Source organism: Luteolibacter rhizosphaerae (assembly GCF_025950095.1).
GTDB lineage: Bacteria > Verrucomicrobiota > Verrucomicrobiia > Verrucomicrobiales > Akkermansiaceae > Haloferula > Haloferula rhizosphaerae.
Genome location: NZ_JAPDDR010000001.1, coordinates 116989 through 137756, shown reverse-complemented (window position 1 = coordinate 137756; position 20768 = coordinate 116989). Strand labels below are relative to the sequence as shown.

The 20768-nt window shown below is 65.2% G+C and carries 14 protein-coding genes; 9 read left to right on the top strand and 5 right to left on the bottom strand.

Annotated features, from left to right (window positions below; translation table 11 throughout):
• Positions 1-90 precede the first annotated feature (90 nt).
• The 8 genes from OJ996_RS00515 (at position 91) to OJ996_RS00480 (ending at position 14631) form a co-directional block, all read left to right on the top strand.
• On the top strand, positions 91-1344 hold the full coding sequence (locus OJ996_RS00515) for a cation:proton antiporter (protein WP_264510054.1): 1254 nt from the start codon (positions 91-93) through the stop codon (positions 1342-1344).
• A 146-nt stretch (positions 1345-1490) separates the two neighbouring features.
• Positions 1491-2426 carry a polysaccharide deacetylase family protein gene (locus tag OJ996_RS00510; RefSeq protein ID WP_264510052.1) on the top strand — a complete coding sequence of 312 codons (936 nt, stop codon included), beginning with the start codon at positions 1491-1493 and terminating at the stop codon, positions 2424-2426.
• A 25-nt stretch (positions 2427-2451) separates the two neighbouring features.
• The gene (locus tag OJ996_RS00505; RefSeq protein ID WP_264510050.1) at positions 2452-4158 is read left to right on the top strand and encodes a dynamin family protein; all 1707 of its coding nucleotides are present in this window, start codon (positions 2452-2454) and stop codon (positions 4156-4158) included.
• 67 nt (positions 4159-4225) lie between these two features.
• Positions 4226-4747 carry an ECF-type sigma factor gene (locus tag OJ996_RS00500; RefSeq protein WP_264510048.1) on the top strand — a complete coding sequence of 174 codons (522 nt, stop codon included), beginning with the start codon at positions 4226-4228 and terminating at the stop codon, positions 4745-4747.
• A gap of 103 nt (positions 4748-4850) precedes the next feature.
• Complete coding sequence (locus OJ996_RS00495) at positions 4851-5879, top strand: hypothetical protein (protein ID WP_264510046.1); 1029 nt, start codon at positions 4851-4853, stop codon at positions 5877-5879.
• Entirely contained in the window at positions 5876-9355 is a 3480-nt protein-coding gene (locus tag OJ996_RS00490) for a 3-keto-alpha-glucoside-1,2-lyase-like domain-containing protein (RefSeq protein WP_264510044.1), read from the top strand. The genes OJ996_RS00495 and OJ996_RS00490 overlap by 4 nt, the downstream gene beginning before the upstream one ends.
• 81 nt (positions 9356-9436) lie before the next feature.
• Positions 9437-12079: a beta strand repeat-containing protein gene (locus tag OJ996_RS00485; protein ID WP_264510043.1), complete on the top strand. Its 2643-nt coding sequence runs from the start codon at positions 9437-9439 to the stop codon at positions 12077-12079.
• A gap of 305 nt (positions 12080-12384) precedes the next feature.
• Positions 12385-14631, top strand: a complete 2247-nt coding sequence (locus OJ996_RS00480; RefSeq protein WP_264510041.1) for a serine/threonine protein kinase — start codon at positions 12385-12387, stop codon at positions 14629-14631.
• Between the two features lie 163 nt (positions 14632-14794).
• Here the strand turns inward: OJ996_RS00480 and OJ996_RS00475 are convergent, their stop codons facing one another.
• Genes OJ996_RS00475 through OJ996_RS00455 form a run of 5 tightly spaced genes read right to left on the bottom strand, consistent with a single transcriptional unit; the run spans position 14795 to position 18835 of the window.
• Positions 14795-15160, bottom strand: coding sequence for a hypothetical protein (locus tag OJ996_RS00475; protein WP_264510039.1), 366 nt, complete (start codon positions 15158-15160; stop codon positions 14795-14797).
• A 57-nt stretch (positions 15161-15217) separates the two neighbouring features.
• Entirely contained in the window at positions 15218-15502 is a 285-nt protein-coding gene (locus OJ996_RS00470) for a hypothetical protein (RefSeq protein ID WP_264510037.1), read from the bottom strand.
• Between the two features lie 47 nt (positions 15503-15549).
• Entirely contained in the window at positions 15550-16134 is a 585-nt protein-coding gene (locus tag OJ996_RS00465) for a hypothetical protein (RefSeq protein ID WP_264510035.1), read from the bottom strand.
• A 42-nt stretch (positions 16135-16176) separates the two neighbouring features.
• Positions 16177-16821 (bottom strand): response regulator, encoded by a 645-nt coding sequence (locus tag OJ996_RS00460; protein WP_264510033.1) that lies wholly within the window; start codon positions 16819-16821, stop codon positions 16177-16179.
• Positions 16757-18835 (bottom strand): sensor histidine kinase, encoded by a 2079-nt coding sequence (locus OJ996_RS00455; RefSeq protein ID WP_264510032.1) that lies wholly within the window; start codon positions 18833-18835, stop codon positions 16757-16759. Before OJ996_RS00455 ends, OJ996_RS00460 begins: the two co-directional genes overlap by 65 nt.
• 119 nt (positions 18836-18954) lie before the next feature.
• Between OJ996_RS00455 and OJ996_RS00450 the strand changes: the two genes are divergently transcribed.
• Positions 18955-20589: an FAD-dependent oxidoreductase gene (locus OJ996_RS00450; protein ID WP_264510030.1), complete on the top strand. Its 1635-nt coding sequence runs from the start codon at positions 18955-18957 to the stop codon at positions 20587-20589.
• The last annotated feature ends 179 nt before the right edge of the window (positions 20590-20768 follow it).

The window sequence follows — 20768 nt, the reverse complement described above, 5'->3', positions numbered from 1 at the left end:
ATTGATAGCGCTGCTATCAACTTGTCCGGCGGGGCTCCTTGGCTTTCTACTCTCGGGGTGCACGCTCTATCAGCTTCGTTTTTCCTTCAGATGGCGGTCATCCTCATCGTGTGCCGCTTGGTCGGCCTGTTGGCGAAGAGGATCGGGCAGCCGCAGGTGGTGGGCGAGATGATCGCAGGGGTGATGCTGGGGCCCTCCCTGCTGGGCCTGCTCTGGCCGGGATCGGCCGACCTGATTTTCACGAAGGAATCCCGCGGCATTCTCTATGCGGGCGCGCAGCTCGGCGTGGGTCTCTACATGTTCCTGGTGGGCCTGGAATTCCGGGTGGATCACTTCCGCCTGCGGGCCCGCAGCGCGGCCTGCGTGTCGATCGCGGGGATGGTGGTGCCCTTCATCCTGGGTGCGCTGCTGGTGATGTGGCTGCAGCACGTGCCCGGCATCTTCTCGCCGAAGGTACGTTACTTCGAGGGCGCGCTCTTCCTAGGCGCGGCGATCGCGATCACGGCCTTCCCGATGCTGGCCCGGATCATTTCCGAGCGCGGCCTGGCTGGAACCTCCTTGGGCACGCTGGCGCTGGCTGCCGGGGCCATCGATGATGCCGCTGCCTGGTGCGTCCTCGCCATCGTCCTCGCCACCTTCGGTGCCTCGCAGGCGCTGGTGATCGGCGGGGTGAGCATCAATCCCGCGCTGGTGGCGATCGGCGGCTCGATTCTCTACGGCGTGCTCGCGCTGACCATCGGCCGCCGCCTGCTGGCCGCGCTGGGCCGCAAGGCGGAGCGCGAGGGCGAGGTGAGCTACCCGATGATGGCCGTGGTGCTGGCGCTCTTCTGCCTGGCGGCTTGGTATACCGACGTGATCGGCGTGCACGCGGTCTTCGGCGGCTTCATCCTGGGCATCGCGATGCCGCGCGGGGTCTTCGCCGAGGACATCCGCCGCAAGATCGAGCCCTTCGCGGTGGTCTTCCTGCTGCCGATGTTCTTCACCTTCTCCGGCCTGAATACGAAGCTGAACGTGCTGGTCCAGCCCTCCCTGATCCTGGTGGGAATCGCGATCCTGCTGGCCTCGATGCTCGGCAAGGGCGTGGCCTGCTGGGGTGCCGCCCGCCTGACCGGCGAGGACAATGCGACCGCGATGGCGGTGGGCACCCTGATGAACGCCCGCGGCCTGATGGAGCTGATCATCATCAACATCGGCCTGCAGCGGGGGATCATCGGCGAGGCCCTCTTCTCGATCCTCGTGGTGATGGCGATCGTGACCACCCTGATGGCCTCCCCGATCTTCGAACTGGTCTATGGCCGCAAGCGTCGGAACGCCGAGGTTCCGCCCGACATCGTGGGAGCCTGAGCCCTCTGGCCTGCCACGGACGGCACGAAATCCTTCAGCGAATCTTGTGATCAAGCTGTTGGAAATGTAGGCGTGACAAGCCCGCGGGTGGGGGTAATCTGGGCCGCACTTCCCCTGCCCTGCCCCGACCCGCACGTCGCCGCCACATGAAAAATCCGATCGAAACGCTGGGATACAAGATCATCACCTCCGCCTCCTCCGACCCCAACGAATCGTTGATGCCGAATCTCTCCCGGCGCGGCTTCATCGCCCTTTCCGCGGTGATGGGCAGCTCCTGCTCGATGATCTCCGGCAAGGAAGACGGCGCGCAGGCGCAGGCCAAGCCCACCCCGGGAGCCGCCGCGCCGCAGAAGACGACGCCGAACTCCGGCTACCGCACGCCACGCGTGCAAGGCCCGGTGCCGCGCAACCCGAGCATGAATCTCCCCGCCGGCGGCCCCACCTCCGGCATCACCTTCTCCCGCGTCGCCGTCAGCCAGCCCTACGTGGCGATGACCTTCGACGACGGCCCGCATCCCTCGAACACCCCGCGCCTGCTCGACATGCTGCGCGAGCGGAACATCAAGGCGACCTTCTACGTGATCGGCAAGAACGTGGACCTCTACCCGAACGTGCTGCGCCGCACCGTTTCCGAAGGTCACGAGATCGGCAACCACACCTACAATCACCCGATCCTCAGCAAGCTCGGCGACTCCGCCGTCCGCGAGGAACTCACCAAGTGCCGCGACGCCGTGGCCCGTGCCGCCGGCGTGCAGCCGCGCACCATGCGCCCGCCCTACGGCGCCCTGCTCCAGCGCCAGCGCGAGTGGATCCACGCCGAACTCCGCTACCCCACCATCATGTGGTCCGTGGACCCTCTCGACTGGAAGCGCCCCGGTGCCTCCGTCATCGCCTCCCGCATCCACGCCGGAACGACTCCGGGTGCCATCATTTTGGCACATGATCTCCATGCGGGCACCATCGACGCCATGCCCGCCACCCTCGACGGCCTCCTCCGCAAGGGCTACAAGTTCGTGACCGTCTCGCAGTTGCTCGCCATGGCCACCGCGCCGGCCAGCGGCCCGATCGCGGCCGGCCAGTGACACGCGGCTCAGGTCCAGCCCAACCGTGAGCATCCCCGGGGAAAGATACTTCGCCGTCCGCGACCGGCTGTCCGAACTGCTGGAGTGGATCGGCCACCTCGCCCGGGAGGTGGCGCTGGAGGAGGAACCGGATCACCCGGCTCCCGTCCTGCATCGCCCGATCCTGATCGCGGCGATCGGCGAGGTGAATGCGGGGAAGTCCTCCCTGCTGAATGCCTTGGTGGGCGAGGAGCTGTGCCCCGCCAGCCCGCTGCCGCTGACGACCGAAGTGCGGCTCTATCGCCACGGCGCGGAAGCGGACAAGGAGGTGCAGCCACAATTGGTGGAGGTGCGCCGACCCGCGGAGTATCTCCGGAACTTCGACCTGCTGGACACTCCGGGGACGAATAGCAAGGTGAACGGCCATGCCGAGACCGCCGAGCCCTTCCTGGAACATGCGGATCTGATCCTGATCGTTTTCACCGCGGAGAATCCGTGGACGGCCTCCACTTGGGATGCGGTTTCCCGGCTCTCCAACGAGGCTCTGTCCCGGACGGCGTTGGTGGTGCAGCGGATCGACCTGAAGCAAGCGCAGGATATCCCCATCATCTTGGGGCACATGCGGGACCTCTCGCTGAAGCGGATCGGGCAGGTGCTGCCGATCTTTCCGGTGGCGGCGCGCAGTGCGCTGGAATCGAAGCAGACGAATCACGCCGAGCGCGAGCTGTGGCGGACGAGCCGCTTCTCGGATCTGGAGCACTTCATCTCCGAGCGGATCTGCGAATCGATGGAGCGTCGGCAGGTGCTGCACGATGCGTGGCACCATGCGGCGCGGACGCTGAGGCGGTTGGAGAACCGCTTCGACGGGCAGCGGCGCGGGATGGAGGATGATGCCTACTTCCTCGGGAACATCGAGCGGGAGATGGATGCGCTGCGGGATAGCTCGCTGGAGGCGGCCCCGGAGGCGCTGGGTGAGGCGCTGAAGCGGTATCGCAGCGAGGTGGATGCGGTGGTGCGCCATCTGCGCTCGAAGCTGGGTTGGTGGCGCTCATTGGGGCGGATTTTCACCGGGGACGGGACGGCCGCGGAGGTGGAGGCGCGCTTCGCGGCGCGGATGCAGGAGGTGGCAACGGGATTTGCGCAGCATGATGCGGCGCGGCTGGTGGATGCCTGTGCGGCGCATTGGGAAACGGTGCGGCCAAGGGTGAAGGAACGGATGGGCTTCGAGCCGGGAGCCTGCGATGTGGATGGAAAAAACCGCGAGGGCGTGGTGAGCCGTTTCGTAGCGCGGCTGGAGAAGGCGGTTCCGCAGGCACTGGCGGGTCTGCGGGTGCGCGGGGTGTTGGATCCGTTGGTGCGGCGGCGGAATGCTTCGTTAAAAGGATTTACCGGGATCGGTCTGGCGCTGTGCATCGCGGCGGGATCGGTGGGAACGCTTTATTCGCAGCAGCTCGGGATAGGGCTGCTGGGCGCGGCACTGGCGGTGTTCTGCCTGGCGGCGCTGGTGTCGTGGATCACGGCGGCGCGGATCGCGGCGGGCTACCGGGAGCGTTTGCTGGCGGGTGCCTCGACGTTCGCGGACGGCTTAAAAGCGGACCACGGGGAGGCGATCCGGTTTTTGTGCCGGGATTACTCGGGGAGCCTTCTGGAGGTTCGGCGTAGGCTGGCGTCGGAGAAGGCGGCTCTACAGCCGCGGCTGGAGCGGTCGAACTCGCTTTATATCGCGCTGAAGTCGGTGGAACTCGACTTGTGAGGGGGAAAGGTTGAGTTGATGGGTTACGAACTTGTAGCCTGTCGCAGGGAGTCAGACTCCAGTACCCATGTCGTACCCCGAATCGCCGAGATTGCCCGAGGAGATTCTGCCCGTGATTTATGCGCAGTTGCGCCGGATGGCGGCGGCGCGGATGGCGACGGGTGGAGCAGGGCAGACTTTGCAGCCGACGGCACTGGTACATGAGGCGTGGCTGCGGTTGGCGGACCGGTCGTGGAGTGGTCCGTCGCATTATTGCGCGGCGGCGGCGGAGGCAATGCGGCATATCTTGATCGACCGGGCGCGGCAGCGCTCGCGTATCAAACGGTGGGGAGATCAGGAGCGGGTGCCGATGAGTGAGGCGGAGCAGGAGTCGATCAGCGATGATGAGAAAACCCTGCTGATCGACGAAGCGCTGGAGCGGCTCAAGGCAAGCAACCCGTTGAGGGCCAAGCTCGTACTACTGAAGTTTTTCGGCGGGCTGTCGAATCAGGAGATCGCGCAGGAAATGGAACTGCCAGAGCGGACGGTGGAGCGGCAATGGAGCTACGCGCGGGCATGGTTGTTCCGGGAAATCCGGCCGCGGCTGTAGGGGGCGAAAAGTTTTCTGAAAATAGTTGGCGGTTTCCGAGGCGGGAAGTCGTGGACGCGAGTGAGGGGGCACAAACCAAGGACCCCGTCCCCTCGCCGAACCCATGCCCCATTTCCGTACCACGCTCGTGCTGTGCCTAGGCGCAGCGACCAGCGCTCTAGCTGCCGACCCACCCGTGAGAGGCAGGGACCCCTGGGCCTTCCGGCTCACGATGGAGAACAAGACGCGGATGCTGGTCGTGGCGCTGCGGAGCGACCTGTGGGCCGCCTACAACCCGGCAAACGGGACCCTGCACAAGGTGTGGAGCGGCGGAATGCAGTTCCGCGGGAAGGTCTACGATTTCGGCCAGCGCAACTCGGCAACGCAGGGCACCACCTATCATCTCCTGGAGAAGGCCCTGCCGATCTCCGCGACGAACGAATCATCGATCCCGGCGGGATGGAGCGCGACGGGGATCACGACCGGAGCCACGGCGTGGACTTTCGGTAGCGGGAGCCCATCGTTCATCACGCCGACGATCGACCTGAGCCGACACAACAACGCGGTGCTGGCGTATCTCACGCCGGGCGGAAACAACCGCCTGCTGGTAGATGTGTCCACCGACAACGGCGCGACGTGGACGGCACAGCAATGGACCTCCACGGACACCCCGGGCGACGATGGTCACCAGAAGCTGCTGGCGGTTTCGAGCGACGCGGTGAAGATCCGCTTCCGTCGGAACACGAGCGGTAGCACGGCGACACTGGCGGATGTCACGCTGGGTGGCGACTACAAGGCGTGGAGCCTGTTGCAAGACGGGCAGACGATTTACCCCAGCGTGGATTGGCGCGGTTACCGGCTGATCGGCCACACCGCGGGGATCGTGATCCGCTACGACCTAGTGCTGCCGGGCGGCGCGAGGATCGCGGTGGAGGAGAGCCCCGAAGCGATGAGCGGCGCAAAGCTTTCGCGGCAGTTCGCGATCCAGGGTCTGCCCGCAGGGGCGATGCTTTCGCTGGAGCTGGATGGCACGGGCTATCAAGCGAGCCATGCGCCGAGCGGCGGAGCCGTGGTCCGGACGCAGGCGGGCGATAGCTTCCTGGACTTCACCCAGAACAGCCCGGCGGGCTTGGAAACCACCTGGACCCCATGAGCATGCGATCCATCTTCATCACGGGGTTGGCCGCGCTTGCCGCCAGCGCCACGCTTTCCGCACAGAGCCCGGCCCTGAAGCCGGGTGTGACCGTCTGGCTCTACGAGATCGGCGAAGAAATGCGCGAGCTTCCGGTGCTGGTCGATGGCCAGACACCGAACGTCTCGAACGACTTCGCGAGCGTGGACTTCAACGGTGCTTGGAGCACGACCTACGGGGCGCCACTGGAGAACCACTACCTCGGCCACGCGTGGGGTTACCTGCAGATCGCGACGGGCGGGACCTACGAGTTCCGACTCACGAGCGACGACGGGGCCAAGTTCTTCATCGGCGACCAGGCCGCCTTGGTCATCGCCAACGAAGAGCAAGGGCTGAGCAGCAACACGAGCACGCTGAACCTGCTGCCGGGATCCTTCCCCTACTACATCGACTTCTACCAGAACGCGGGAGGCTCGCGCCTGCTGCTGGAATGGAAGCCACCCGGTGCGGCGGATTTCGCGCCGGTGCCGGGCGGAACCTTGCAGACCGAAGAGGGGCTCACCCATGTGACCTCGCCGGGGCTGAAGAACTACTACTACCAGGAAGGCGGCGGTGGCAGCGCCGGCGGCCCGGGAGACGGACGTCCGCTGGAAGGAGTGCACCCGAGCTATGATCTGGTGAACTTCCGCCCGACGAGCTTCCGGCCCGCGGTTGGCGGCATGGACTTCCTGCCGGACGGACGTCTGGCGATCAGCACCTGGGACGCCACGGGAGCGGTCTATCTGTTAGACAATCTCAACGGCCCGGGAGCGGTCACGGTCAAGCGCTTCGCGGAAGGACTCGGCGAGCCGCTGGGCCTGCGCGTGATCGACGGGGTGATCCACGTCACGCAGAAGCAGGAGGTCACCAAGCTGATCGACTTGGATGGCGACGACGTGGCCGACGAATACCAAGCGGTGGCGCACGGTTGGCCCGCGTCCTTCAACTACCACGAGTTCAGCTTCAACCTGGTGAACAAGGACGGGTTCCTGTGGATCACCACCTCGGTGCCGCTGCGCACCGGCAGCACCGCCTACCTGCCCGGGACCCAGCCATCTTTCCCCGTCCCAAACGGTCCGGGATCGCTGCTGAAGATCGATCCCGCGAACCGGACCTGGGAAGCGGTGGCGCGCGGCCTGCGCACGCCGAACGGGATGGGCATGGGCGTGGATGGCGAGCTCTTCGCCTCCGACAACCAGGGCGACTGGCTGCCTTCCTCACGCATCAACCATCTCTCGACCGGGAACTACTATGGTCATCGTGAGAACCCGGGAGATACCGAGGACTACACGCGACCCGCGCTGTGGCTGCCGCACGGGGAGATCTCGAACTCGCCCGCGGAGCCGATCCTGATTCCGGGCGGAACCTACGCCGGACAGATGCTGGTGGCGGAGCTGACCCATGGCGGCGTGAACCGCGTCTTCATGGAGAAGGTGAAGGGCAAGTACCAGGGTGCGATGTTCCAATTCACCCAAGGCCTGGAGAGCGGGATGAACCGGGTGGTGTGGGGACCCGACGGCTCGCTGTATGTGGGCGGGCTGGGTTCCGGCGGAAACTGGAACTGGAAGAACACGAGCTCCGGCCTGCAACGCCTGCGCCCGAACGGGAAGCTCACCTTCGAGATGAAGAGCATCCGCGCACGAGGCGACGGCTTCATCGTCGAATTCACACGACCGGTGCCCTACTGGACGGCGGCGACGCTGGCGAACTACGGTCTGCAGCAGTACCGCTACACGCCGGAAGCAACTTACGGCGGGCCGAAGTATAACCAAGAGACCCTGACGGTGGAACGCGCCGACGTCTCGACCGACCGGAAGAAAGTCTTCCTCAAGATCCCGGGGCTGAAGACGGACCGCGTGCTGGCACTGCGGCTGAAGAACTTCGTGAACGATGCGAACCTCGCGCCGTGGGCGACCGAGGGATGGTACACGATCAACCAGCTGCCGGACGAAACGGGTGCGGACTTCGCGATCATGACGCAACCGCCGGAACCGGAGAACCCGGTGGCGCCCGAACTGAGCCTCACCTATGAAGCCGAAGACGCGGTGCGGAGCGGGCCCGCGCGGAGCACCGAGCACGCGGGATTCACCGGTACCGGCTACGCCGACTATGGCAACACCGTAGGACAGAGCATCACGTGGACGGTCAATGCCACCCACGCGGGTCTGCACCGGATCGCCTTCCGCTACGCCAACGGCGGGACCGACAACCGGACGCTGGCCGTGCGAGTCAACGGCACGGTGGTCTCCACCCCGAGCTTCGGTCCCTCCGGAGCGTGGCCGACATGGATCTACACGCCGACGATAAACGTGCAGCTCACGAAGGGCTCGAACACGATCTCGCTGACCTCCACCCTGGCAACGGGACCGAATGTCGATCACCTGAGCGTGACAGGTCCGCCGCCACCGCCGCCGGGTGCCACCATCCTCTTCGATGGCACGAGCGCCTCGCTGGCCAACAACTGGAAGCGTGACGCGAATGGCGCGGCTCCGAACTGGGCGGTGACGAATGGTGAATTACTGGTCGGCCTGACACCCGCACCGAACGACATCTCCACGATCACGGGTCTAAAGGACTACAAGCTGCACCTCGAATGGCTCTCGCCTTCCGGCGGTGCCGGTCAGCTTGCCGGAAACTCGGGCGTGAAGCTGCAGCGGAGCTACGAAATCCAAGTGCTGAACACGGCGGCTGGCACAGCGCTGGCTAACAACACGGCCGCGGCGATCTACCTGCAGAAGGCCGCGGACAAGAATGCCAGCCTGGGTGCGGGAGCTTGGCAGAGCTACGACATCGACTTCACCGCAGCGCGCTGGAGCGGCAACACCAAGGTGGCGGATGCCCGGGTGAGCGTGCGCTGGAACGGCATGCTGGTGCACAACGATGTGGCGATCCCGGCGCAAACCGGTGCCTCACCACTGGAAGCTCCGGGCCTGCATCCGCTGCTGCTACAGGCGCACGACAGCGATGCGAGCGGACCGGTGCGCTTCCGCAACATCTGGGTGCAGCCGAAGGACTCCTTCGCCACGCAACTTAGCCAGTGGGCCACCGAGATGCAATTGCCCGCGGGGCAGCAGGGCAATCTGGCGGATCCGGATCAGGATGGCATGAACAACCTGTGGGAGTATGCGAGCGGCGGAAACCCGCTGGCAGGCGACCGGGATACCGCAAGCGGAGCCTCACGGGTGCCGGGCATGTCGATCACGACCCACAACGGTTCGCGCTATATCGAATTCACCTTCGTCCGCCGGAGCGATGCCACGGCACGCGGCCTCCTCTTCACGGTCGAGACCTCGCCGAGCCTGAGCACGCTGTCCTGGACGCGCCGCCCTGCCACGCCGACCGGGCCGCCGGTGGCGCTGGGCGATGGCGAACTGGAGCAAGTGACGCTGCGGGTGGACGAGCCGATTAACGGTGATCCGCGCCTCTTCGCCCGCATGCGGGCAGAAATTCTCGAGTGATACCCGGCGGTCCTCCTACCGCCGACCGAGACCTGAACCCGACCCAACCCGACCCGAAACCAAGGAACCCCTATGAACCGAATGAAGCCCGATTCCATTCCCTCCCGAACCCTTCGCATGAGCCTGCAGCTCGCCGCGCTCTCGACCGTAGCCCTCACGGGTTCGGTGCTGGCCGCTGACGTGACGCTGAACAACAACGACGCCGCAGGAACCTCGTCCTTCGCCGCCGCAGGCCAGTGGAACAACACCGCCGCACCGAGCGCCGGCAACAACTACTTCAACGGCGGCTTCACGCTGCGCACGACGACCACCGCGAGCACGACGACCTTCGCGGGCGATGCCCTGACGATCAACGGCGGTGCCGCGGGGCGCCTGCTGGGCAAGGGTGCCGGATCCGGCACGACGCAAACGATCACGGTGCCGAACCTGATCCTGAACGGGGGACGCCTCGAACAGGCCGGTGGCGAGAACACGAACAACGTGATCTTCGCGGTGAACGGAGCGATCAACGTGACGGCCGCATCCTCCCTGGGAGCGATCGGTGCGAACACGAATGGTGCGACCAACTTCGAGATCATGGACATCGGCGCGACGATCTCCGGATCCGAGGTGCTGACGGTGGCCGGGTCCGCCAACGGCGGCGTGAACCGCGGGGTGGTGCGCCTGAGCGCGGCCAACCCCTACTCCGGGCAGATCGACGTGCTGCAACCGACCAACGGCAACACGATCTCGAGCACCACGAACCGCCTGCTGCAATTGAACCACCTCGACGCGCTGCGCTTCGCGACGCTGGGTCTGGCCACCACGGCGCAAAACCCGATCTCCTTCGCCGCCGGTGTGAACACCGGAAGCTTCCGCGTGGGAGCCATTACGGGCTCGGCCGGGCAGGTGCTGACGGATACCGCCGGTAACCCGGTGACGCTGGAAGTGGGTGGAAGCGGACTGGAAGGCTTCTACTCCGGTGCCCTGCGCGGCAACGGCAACCTAGTGAAGGCTGGCAGCGGCACGATGATCATCCAAGGCCAGGCACAGACCTACACCGGCAGCACCACGATCCTGGGCGGCGTGCTGAGCCTGGGCACCGGCTCGCTGCTGCACAACAGCTCGACGGTATCGATCGCGAGCGGAGCGGCGCTGGATCTCTTCCACGAGCAGACCGACATCGTGAAGAGCCTGACCCTGAACGGCATGCCGCAGCCGAATGGCATCTACGACTCGAACACCCCGGGCGGCTACATCACGGGTCCGGGCAAACTGAAGGTGGACTCCACCAACGTGACGCTGACGACGGCGGATCTGCTGGGAGCCAGCTCCTTCAACAGCGCAGGCGGCTGGAGCAACCTGGCCGCGCCCGCCCCGGGCAGCAACTACTACACGGATGCGCTCACGCTGCGCACGCCGGCCGCTGAGGGGAGCTTCACCTTTGAGGGTGACTCGCTTTCGATCGAGCCGGGCGGACGCTTCATCGGCAAGGGTGCCGGAACCGAGAACAGCCAGCAGACGATCGTGGTGAACAACCTGATCCTGAACGGCGGCTTGATGGACCAAGCCCACTCCTCGATCCCGGGAGCCACGCTGAACGTGGAAGGCAACGTGACCGTGGCGGCGAGCTCCTTCGTGGGTGCACTGTCCGGCCCGGTGGTCGGCAGCAACACGGTGGAAGTGCTGAACTTCATCGCTCCGATCTCCGGCTCCGTGACGCTGCATGTGGCGGGAACCGGGAACGCGAGCGGCAACGGCGGCGTGGTGCGATTGAGCGGAGCCAACCCCTTTACCGGCACGGTATCGGTGGAGCAGCCGGCACGTATCACCAGCCTGACGGACCGCCTACTGCAGTTGAACCACCTGGACGCGCTGCAGAACGCGACGCTGAACCTGGTAACGACGACCGAGGACCCGATGTCCTTCACCTCCGCAGCAAACACCGGTGCCTTCCGGATCGGTGCGCTGACGGGCAACATCAACCAGCGACTGGAAGACACCACGGGTGCCGCGGTAAGCATCAATGTGGGTGGCAACAACGAGAGCACCAACTACGATGGTGCGCTGACCGGTCCGGGATCGGTAGTGAAATCCGGCAGTGGCACGCTGACGCTGAACGGTGCGAACACGTATGCCGGCAGCACGACGGTGAGTGCCGGGACACTGGCGCTGGCACAGGCAAGCCTGAGCGATACCGGCACCGTGACGATCGCAAGCGGAGCGGTGCTGAACCTGACGCACAGCGCGACGGACGTGGTCGCCAGCCTGGTGCTGAACGGAGTGGAACAGGAAGAAGGCGTCTACAACGCGGGTAACTCCGGCGGTCGGATCACGGGTAGCGGAAGCATCGAGGTGGTGGCCAGCACGGGCGGCGGCTTCTCCAGCTTCATGGATCAATTCACCGGTCTGAGCGCCGAGGACAAGGCGGCGGATGCCGATCCGGACAATGATGGCCTGAGCAACCTGCTGGAGTATGCGCTGGACGGATTCGACCCGACCGTGGCGAACACGCTGCCATCGCTGGCAAGCGGGACGCTGAGCTTCACGAAGCGTGCGCTGGCGGTGACGAACGGCGATGTGAGCTATGCGATCGAGGCATCCCCGACGTTGGGTGCCGCGCCGCAGCCGTGGACGGCAGTGACTCCAGACGTGAACAATGCGACGACGATCTCCTACACGCTCCCGACGGGGCCGGTGAGGAACTTCGTGCGCTTGAGCGTTTCGCCTATCGCCGAGCAGTAAGGAGAGTTTTGGGTTCGCCGCGCCGCCGAGGGTTTGGTGGCGCGGTCCTCACCCCGGCACGCCGTTTTGGGTTTTGGCGTGCCGGGGTTTTCTTTTCCGGATCCGGGAAAGAAAAGAACCACGGAATACACGGAATAGGTTGGGGGCGGGAGGTGAAGAATACCGCAGAGGCGCAGAGGTCACGGAGGAACGCAGAGTTTTCAAATGTGAGGACTTGGAGGCCCTAGGTGAATAAGGGCGGTCTTTAGGATCTTGAAGGGGGCGTGATAGGATTCATGATCGTTTACTGACGCGATTGATTAGGGATGGAAACGAGCGATGAGGAACCGATCCCGGAATCCAGTGATCTGGAGGACGCGATCTTCGATACGGCGGTCCACATCGAGGACCCGGAGGAGAGGCGTGTCTATCTGGAGAGGTCCTTCCATGGTGATCCGGACGGATTGGCGCGGATGACCGAGCTGTTAGAACTGGCCGGAGAGTCGGCGGCATTCTTCATCGAGACGCGGAAGCATCGGGACCTGCTGGCGGAAGACACGCTGATGGCGATGCGGGAGGACGAGTTCAGCAGGGATGCAGTATCGATCGCGGAGGATGAGCCGGGCTCGACGATCGGGCGCTACCGGGTGATCGGGCGGATCGGATCAGGGGGCGGCGGGATCGTCTACGAAGCGGAGCAGCAGGAGCCGGTGGTGCGGCGGGTGGCGCTGAAGGTGATCCGGCTGGGGATGGATACGGAGACGGTGATCTCCCGCTTCGAGGTGGAGCGGCAGGCGCTGGCACTGATGGATCACCCGAACATCGCGCGGGTGCTGGATGCGGGCGCAACGGCGAGCGGGCGGCCCTACTTCGTGATGGAGCTAGTGAAGGGCGACCGGATCACGAGCTACTGTGACGAGGAGAAGCTGGATGTGACGGAGCGGCTGAAGCTCTTCATCCAGGTGTGCCACGCGATCCAGCACGCGCACCAGAAGGGGATCATCCACCGGGACATCAAGCCCTCCAACATCCTGATGGCGACGCACGACGGGCTGGCGCAGCCGAAGGTGATCGACTTCGGGATCGCGAAGGCGACGGAGAACCGTCTGCCCTCCGCGGCGATGTCCACCGCGATGGACCAGCCGGTAGGAACGCCGGCCTACATGAGCCCGGAGCAGGCGGACATGGGGGGAATCGACGTGGATACGCGGAGCGATGTCTACGGGCTGGGGGCGCTACTCTACGAACTAATCGCAGGGCGGCCGCCCTTCGACGGGGAGGCGCTGCTGAAGTCCGGGATGTCCGAAATGCGTCGTACTTTGCTGGAGAAGGATCCGCTGCTGCCCTCCGCGGCGCTGCTGGCGGCGGAGGATGGCGGTGAGATCGCGAAGCGGCGCTGCAGCGAGAAGAACCGGCTGGTCTCCGTGCTGGCGGGCGACTTGGACTGGATCGTGATGAAGGCGCTGGAGAAGGACCGCAACCGGCGCTACCAAACGGCGAACAGCCTGGCGATGGACGTGCAGCGCTATCTGACGGACGAGCCGGTGATCGCGCGACGGCCGAGCCGGCTGTATCTGCTGGGGAAATTCGTGAGGAGGCACCGGGTGGCGTGCATCTCGGGTGCGGCGGTGGCGATCTCACTGATCGGCGGGATGAGTGCGGCAACGGTGCTATATCTGCGCGAGCGCGAGGCACTGGTGGAGCAGGAGCGGCTACGGGCGGAAGCGGAGAAGGCGCGGGCCGAGGAGGTGAGGCTGAGAGACCAGGCGCAGGCGCGGGCGAACATTTCCCGGGTGGCGGTGCTGCTGAGCGAAGGAGAGATCGAGGAGGCGGACTCCCTGCTGCAACAGAATCCGCTGGCATCAATCGATCCCTCGCGGGAGGCGGCGAACGTATATCGCTCGCTGGGGAGCTGGTATGCGGTGTACGGGCGCTGGGAGCAGGCGGTGCAATGCTTCGCGCTGCTGCGGCAGGCGAACCGGCTGGACAAGCGGCGGAGCATCGTGGAGGGGCTGGATCTGCTCTACACGGGGCCGGCGTATCTGGAGTACCGGGATGCGCGGGGCTACGATGAGTTCCGTAGAGAGGTGGTGGACCTGTATCTGCCGGCGCGGAACACGATCGAGGCGGAGCACTTGCTGAAGGTGTGCCTGCTGGCACCGGCGACGCCGAAGATGCTAGCAGATCTGAAGCAGGTGGCGGACATGTGCTCCGGGGTGATCCAGCCATTTCCGGACTCGAAGAATATCACGACCTTCCCGGAGTGGGAGGCCTTCTCGATGGCGCTCTACCACTACCGGATGGGTGAACACGAGAAGTGCCTGGAGTGGAGCGCGAAGTCCCGGAAGATCGCGGACAAGGTGGGATCGAGGAATGCCTCGCTGCTGTGCCTGACGGCGATGAGCAAGCGGGCGCTGGGGAAGAAGGATGAGGCAAATGCGGAGCTGAAGAAGGCCAAGGAGATGATCCCGGCGCCGCCGGATCCGACGGATGATGCGGCGCGGCCTTTGCCGGGGACCTGGTTCTCGTGGTCGGTGGCGAGGATTCTGCTGAGGGAGGCGGAGGGGAGATGACCGGAGCTCGGACGTTGAAATCCGGGCATCAGGCGTCCGCAACGCCTTCGGCGTAGGAAGACTCTTTTGGGGTTAATCCCGGGTAGGCCTCCGGCCAACCCGGGGCTTTGTTCCGTAGTCCCTTCGGGACATTTGAGAGGCGGCGGAGCCGGGGGGAGACCGCTCAAGCGGAGGGTTCGCCGCGATCGAGGATCTTGCCGCCGCGTTTCTGGACGGCTTCCATGAGGGCGCCGTTCGGGTCCGCGAATTCGGGGTCGTGGTTCTTGGCGTAGTTGAAGACGTGCTTGTGGAAGTACTCGAAGTAGGTCTCGCGCTCGTCCTTCTTGAGCCGGTACCAGACCGCGATATTCAGGGCGCGGGTAGTCTTCTGCATCATCTTCAAGGTCAGGGTGCGGCCGGTGCGGGCGCGCTGGACCTGCTTGTGGGTGAGCTGCTCGGTGGAGACATCCACGAGGTCATGATTGCCGAGGCCCCATGCTGTCATCAGGGCGTCAAGCGGTTGCGTGCCGTGCTCGCGTTCTTCGTTCACGTGGCGGGTGTGGCAGGAAGCGGGGCGGAGGGGAAGCGGAAGCTGTGGCAAATGCGGCTAGCGCCCGATCTTCTCCCGCTCTTCCCGGATGACGGCGAGGGCATCGTAAAAGGCCATGATGACCATGAAAGTGGCCAGCAGGCCACAGCCGCCCCACCAAAGGAAGAAGCGCCAGATATCCCCGCGGAGCCAGCCGGGGATGACCCAAAGGCCGATGGCGAAGACGGCGAGGAGGAGAAAAAGGAGGCGGGCGATGAAGCGGCGGCGGAGGGTGCGATCCTGCAGAATGCCACGGGCGACGGCCTTATTGGCGGACCATTGGGATGCGGGCTTCCGGCTCATCGAGGTGAATCTCAGGCAGTTCGCGGCGGGGGGCAAGGCCGGGGTGCTCAGGATTCCTTCGCCTTGATGCGGTCGAGGAAGGCGTTGCCGAGGATGAGGGTGGGCAGGGCTAGGGCGGCGAGCGTGGCGTAGAAGCCGGGCATGGGGCGGACGCGGATATTTGCCAGGACTTCCTGGCCGAGGGCTTGGCCGAACTCGCCGAGATCGATCTGGATGGCGGCACCTTGGGGTGCGGGAGGCTTGAGGATATCATCGCGTATGGCCTTGTCCGCGGGAAAGCCGATGGCGATCTGGAGGAGGAGGCAGACGAGGGCGAGAGCGGAGAGGATGCCGCAGCCGTGGTCGAGATCCTTGCGCCCGGCGATGAGCGAGGCGAAGGACATGAGGAGGGTGCCGAGGATGGCGATGAGGGCAGCGGCGGCGAGATAGGAGTGGCCGAGGGATTGATCGCTGCGGGCATTGAGGCGCAGGCTGCCTTGCTGGGCGCGTTGCTCGATCTTGCCGGAGCCGGTGATGACTTGCAGGCCGGTCTGGGTGACCATGCGTTCACCGCGGCACTCGATGCTGGTCCACGGGAGGAAGAAGAAGACGAGGGCCGCGAGCGCGGAGACCAGGTTGAGCTTGGGGATCACTATAGCAGTTAGAGCCGGGGCGCGGGCGGAGGCAAGGCTGCATCAGAGCTCCGGGAGGTGGATGATGCCACGGCGGAGGGCGACGGTCACGGCCTCGGTGCGGTCGCGGACGTGGAGCTTGCCGAGGATGTTTTTGACGTGGGATTTCACGGTCTGCTCGGAGATGCCGATGGAGGCGCCGATCTCCTTGTTCGCTTCGCCGAGAGCGAGGTGGCGAACGATCTCGCGTTCGCGGGGTGAGAGGATTTCGCCGCGCTGGCGGGCGGCGAGGCGGCTCTCGACTTCGGGCGGGACCCAGGTGCGGCCCTTCATGAGGGCGTGGATGGCGGGGACGACCTGATCGCCGGAGCTGTGCTTGAGGAGATAGCCGGAGGCGCCGGCATCGAAGGCAGCGTGGATGTCTTCATCGCCCTCGAAGCCGGTGAGGACGAGGATGCGGGCATCGGGGGAGATGGAGCGGATGGCGCGGGTGGCCTCGACGCCACCCATGACGGGCATGCGGAGATCGATGATGACGACATGGGGCTGGAGGCGCTCGTACATGGCGACGCCTTCCTCGCCGTTGACGGCCTCTGCGATGACGATCATGCCGGGCTCGCGGCGGATCAGGCTGCGGAGGCCTTCACGGACGACGTAGTGGTCGTCGACGACGAGGATCTTGATCGGTTGGGGAGCGTTCAGGCTCATCTCGGGTTTCTCGGGTTCGCGATGGAAGCGGGACTTCGACGGTGACGATGGTGCCGCCGGCCGGATTCGGGAGAATGCGGAGGGTGCCGCCGATGCGGGCGGCGCGCTCGTGCATGCCGGTGAGGCCGAAGTGCCCGCGGGCGGCGGGTTCCTTGATGCCGCTGCCGTCATCGGCGACGGCGAGGATGGCGCGGCTTTCGTTGATGGAGAGATCGATGACGAGGTGCGAGGGGCTGGCGTGCTTGACGGCGTTGGTGATGGCTTCCTGGCCGATGCGGAGGAGGTTGTCCTCGATGAGCGGGGGGAGCTTCGCGCCGGCGCCGCGTTTCAGATCGACGCGGATGCCTGAGCCGAGGACGAGGGAGCGGGCGGAGCGTTCGAGGGCGCCGGCGAGGTCGAACTCCTCGAGGGCGACGGAGCGGAGGTTCCAGATGGAGCTGCGCATCTCGGCGTGGCACTGGCGGACGAGGGAGTTTGCGGCGTCGAGGTGGTTGCGGGTTTCGGGGGAGGCGTCGGAGTCGTCCTTGCCGATGCTGTGGAGCTGGAGGTGGATGCCGGTGAGGCCTTGTTCGAGGGTATCGTGGAGATCGCGGGCAAGGCGGTTGCGTTCGGCGGTGACAGCGGCGCGTTCGCGCATTTCGGCGGCGAGACGGAGATTCCTGCGGGTGCTGAACCAAGCGAAGATCGCGACGGCGGCGAGGCTGCCGAGGGCGATGCTGAGCATGACGAGGAGGCGCTTGACGGTGAAGAAGCTGGCGCGCTCGACGATTCTAACAGACTCCGGGCCGCGGAGGAGAATCTTGAAGGAGGCGGGGCTGCCGCTGCCATCGGTGCTGACGAGGCAGATGCCATTGAGCTCCGCAGTGCAGCCCTCCTCGAGGTCGGGGATGGTGCGGGCGGGGCTATCCATCTCGGCGGTGAAGACGCCGTCGGGGGTATTCAGGGCGAGCGTGACGATGCCGCCGGTCTGCATGCGGTCTAACAGCCGACCCTGGACGGTGACGTAGGCGGCGTGCTGGAGGCCGTCCATGAGGGCGTCGGCCGACATGGGACGGGGCGAGACGGTGTTGCCTTCTGGGGGGTAGGAGACGAAGACGGCATCGGAGAGGATGGGGAGGAAGTTCTCGATATCGGGAAAGCCAACGGCTTCGACTTCCTCGCCGCGCTTGAGTTTGGCGGCTTCGATACCGCGCACGGCGATCCCGTTGCGGCCGTCGTTGATGTAGGCGATGTCTTCGCGCTGATCGATCACCTCGCCGCGGACGCGGATGCGGTCGCCGCGGCGGAAGCCGGGGCGGTACTGGAAGGCATCGCGAAGAGGGAGCACCGGGCCGAGCCAGGGATCGCTCTCCTCGTGCTTCAAGACATTGAAGAAGGACCTACGGGGGGCGAGCACGTGGATATCGACGAGCTGGCGGAGGCCGCCGCGGGCTCGGACCGGGACGGGGACGCCGGTGACATACACTTGGGCGGCTATGAGTTCCTCGGGCTTGAGGTCGGGAGCATTGCTGACGCGGACGGTCACGCGGGCGGAGCCTGAGCTGAGGACGGCGGAGAAAGTGGTGGGCGAGACCATCTCCGCACTACGGACGAAGCCGTGAACGTCGACGAGTTCGCCGTTGTACTCGCCATTGACGAGGCCGCCGCCGGAGGAATTCGCGGGCTTCGGGAGGGTCCCCTTCCCTTTGTGGACGAAGCTCGCTTGGGAGATCACCGGGGCATAGGGGCCGCGCTCGAGGATGCCGCTGACTTCAATGGTATCCCCCACGAGCGGCCAGTCGATATTGGTGAAGCTGACCTGCACGCCCCCACCGCTGTCGTCCTGCATCTGGAAGAACTTGCCTTCGGTGGGATCGATCCAAGTGACGATGCCGCGGGCACGAACTTCCACCGGCTTGAAGGGCTCCGCAGTGGCCTGAACCTGGAGCTCGCGGATCGTTGGGATCTCCCCGGCCATACCGCGGCCTGCCCAGAGGGCACAGCAAAGCAGGACGAGGCGGCGGGCTGGGTTCACGTGCCCGTCAGCTTGCCGCGCGGCAAGAACCGTTACCATCTCCTTTTTGGACTCACTCGAAAGAGTGAGTGCGGTTTTCGATTGGAAAGATCGGCGGCTTCGAGGCCTTACTAAGCGCGATGCTATCTCCTCTGCGTTCCGCTCTTTTCCTTGCCTTCTGCGGCTCCGCGATCGCGGCCCCGATTTCCAAAGACATCGTGATCTATGGTGGAACGCCGGGTGGGATCACCGCTGCGGTGCAGGCAGCGCGGGACGGGAGGAGCGTGGTGCTGGTCTCCCCCACTAAGCATCTAGGCGGGCTCACCACAAGCGGGCTGGGATGGACGGATCTGGGTGATAGCCGGATTCTCGGCGGGCTGGGCCTCGACTTCTACAAGCGGGTTTATCGTCACTATCAGAGCGACTCGGCATGGACGCAGGAGACGCGCGAGAAATTCGGAAACCGGGGTCAAGGCGGGCCGGCATTCAACGCGGAGAAGCAGATTGGCTCGGTATTCGAACCGAAGGTGGCGGAGCAGATCTTCACGCAGATGCTCGGAGAGGCGAAGGTGGAGGTCGTCCACGCGAAGCTCGACCTGAAGAAGGGTGTGAGCATGGAGGGGAAGCGGATCCGCAGTCTACGGATGGAAGATGGCAGCGAGTTTGTCGGGGGCATGTTCATCGATGCCAGCTATGAAGGCGACCTGCTGCCGGGGGCGGAGGTGAGCTTCAACGTGGGTCGGGAAGCAAATGCCGCGCAAGGTGAGAGCGCGAGCGGCATTCAAGCGAAGCAGGCGACGAAGAACCAGCTTCCCGATGGAATCGATCCGCACCGGGTGAAGGGCGATCCGAAGAGCGGACTGCTCCCCGGAGTGAATCCCGGGCCGGGCGGCGAGGATGGCGAGGGCGACAAGACGCTACAGGCCTACTGCTACCGGATGGTGCTGACCGACGTGGCGGAGAACCGGGTGATGATCGGGAAGCCGGAAGGATACCGGGAAGAGGACTACGAGATTCTCTTCCGCGCGATCGAGGCGGGGCAGCAGGAGAAGTTCTTCAAGCTCGACCTGATGCCGAACCGGAAGACGGACTCTAACAATACGGGCGGGATCTCGACGGATTACATCGGGATGAACTACGGCAAAGGCTGGGACTGGACCACGCTGGGACATGCTGAGCGGGATGCGCTGGCGAAGCAGCATGAGCTCTGGCAGCGCGGATTAGTGTGGACGCTGCAGAATCATCCGCGGGTGCCGGAGGAGATGCGGAAGAAGCTGGCGACGTGGGGTTTGCCGAAGGACGAGTTCACGGACAACGGGCACTGGCCTTGGCAGCTCTATGTGCGGGAGGCGCGACGGATGGTCGGCGAGGTGGTGATGAACCAGAAGCACTGCACCGGACAGGAGAAGGTCAACGATCCGGTGGGGCTGGCGGCTTATGCGATGGATTCCCATCACGTGCAGCGCACCGTGCTCAAGGGGATGCTGAAGAATGAAGGCGACGTGCAGTTGCACGTGAAGAAGCCGTATCCGGTTTCCTACCGCTCGCTGGTGCCGAAGCGCGGGGAGTGCGAGAACCTGCTGGTGCCGTGGAGCCTGTCGGCCACCCACATGGCCTTCGGGTCGATCCGCATGGAGCCGGTGTTCATGGGGCTGGGGCAATCGGCGGCAATCGCGGCGGATCTGGCTTTGGACAAGGAGATCGCGGTGCAGGAGGTGGTGTATGCGGACCTGAGGAAGAGGTTGGTGGAGGCGGAGCAGGCCTTGGGGGAGTGAGGCGGGGTGGCGGTCCTTTGGTGGATCGCGACCTCCTCGCGCCCCTTCAGGGCGCCGACTTTTGTGATGGGGACACCCAGAGTTGCGTCGCCCTGCTCCTTACCCTGGGCTTTCTCCTTGTCGCTCCTTTGGAGCTTTTGAAGGAATGCGCAATTGGGCATGGCGCCTTCCGGGAGGAC

Coding starts and splice junctions, on each gene's coding strand:
- OJ996_RS00515 (WP_264510054.1), top strand. CDS start 91: ATGGCGGTCATCCTCATCGTGTGCCGCTTGGTCGGCCTGTTGGCGAAG.
- OJ996_RS00510 (WP_264510052.1), top strand. CDS start 1,491: ATGAAAAATCCGATCGAAACGCTGGGATACAAGATCATCACCTCCGCC.
- OJ996_RS00500 (WP_264510048.1), top strand. CDS start 4,226: ATGTCGTACCCCGAATCGCCGAGATTGCCCGAGGAGATTCTGCCCGTG.
- OJ996_RS00495 (WP_264510046.1), top strand. CDS start 4,851: ATGCCCCATTTCCGTACCACGCTCGTGCTGTGCCTAGGCGCAGCGACC.
- OJ996_RS00490 (WP_264510044.1), top strand. CDS start 5,876: ATGAGCATGCGATCCATCTTCATCACGGGGTTGGCCGCGCTTGCCGCC.
- OJ996_RS00485 (WP_264510043.1), top strand. CDS start 9,437: ATGAAGCCCGATTCCATTCCCTCCCGAACCCTTCGCATGAGCCTGCAG.
- OJ996_RS00480 (WP_264510041.1), top strand. CDS start 12,385: ATGGAAACGAGCGATGAGGAACCGATCCCGGAATCCAGTGATCTGGAG.
- OJ996_RS00470 (WP_264510037.1), bottom strand. CDS start 15,502: ATGAGCCGGAAGCCCGCATCCCAATGGTCCGCCAATAAGGCCGTCGCC.
- OJ996_RS00460 (WP_264510033.1), bottom strand. CDS start 16,821: ATGAGCCTGAACGCTCCCCAACCGATCAAGATCCTCGTCGTCGACGAC.
- OJ996_RS00450 (WP_264510030.1), top strand. CDS start 18,955: ATGCTATCTCCTCTGCGTTCCGCTCTTTTCCTTGCCTTCTGCGGCTCC.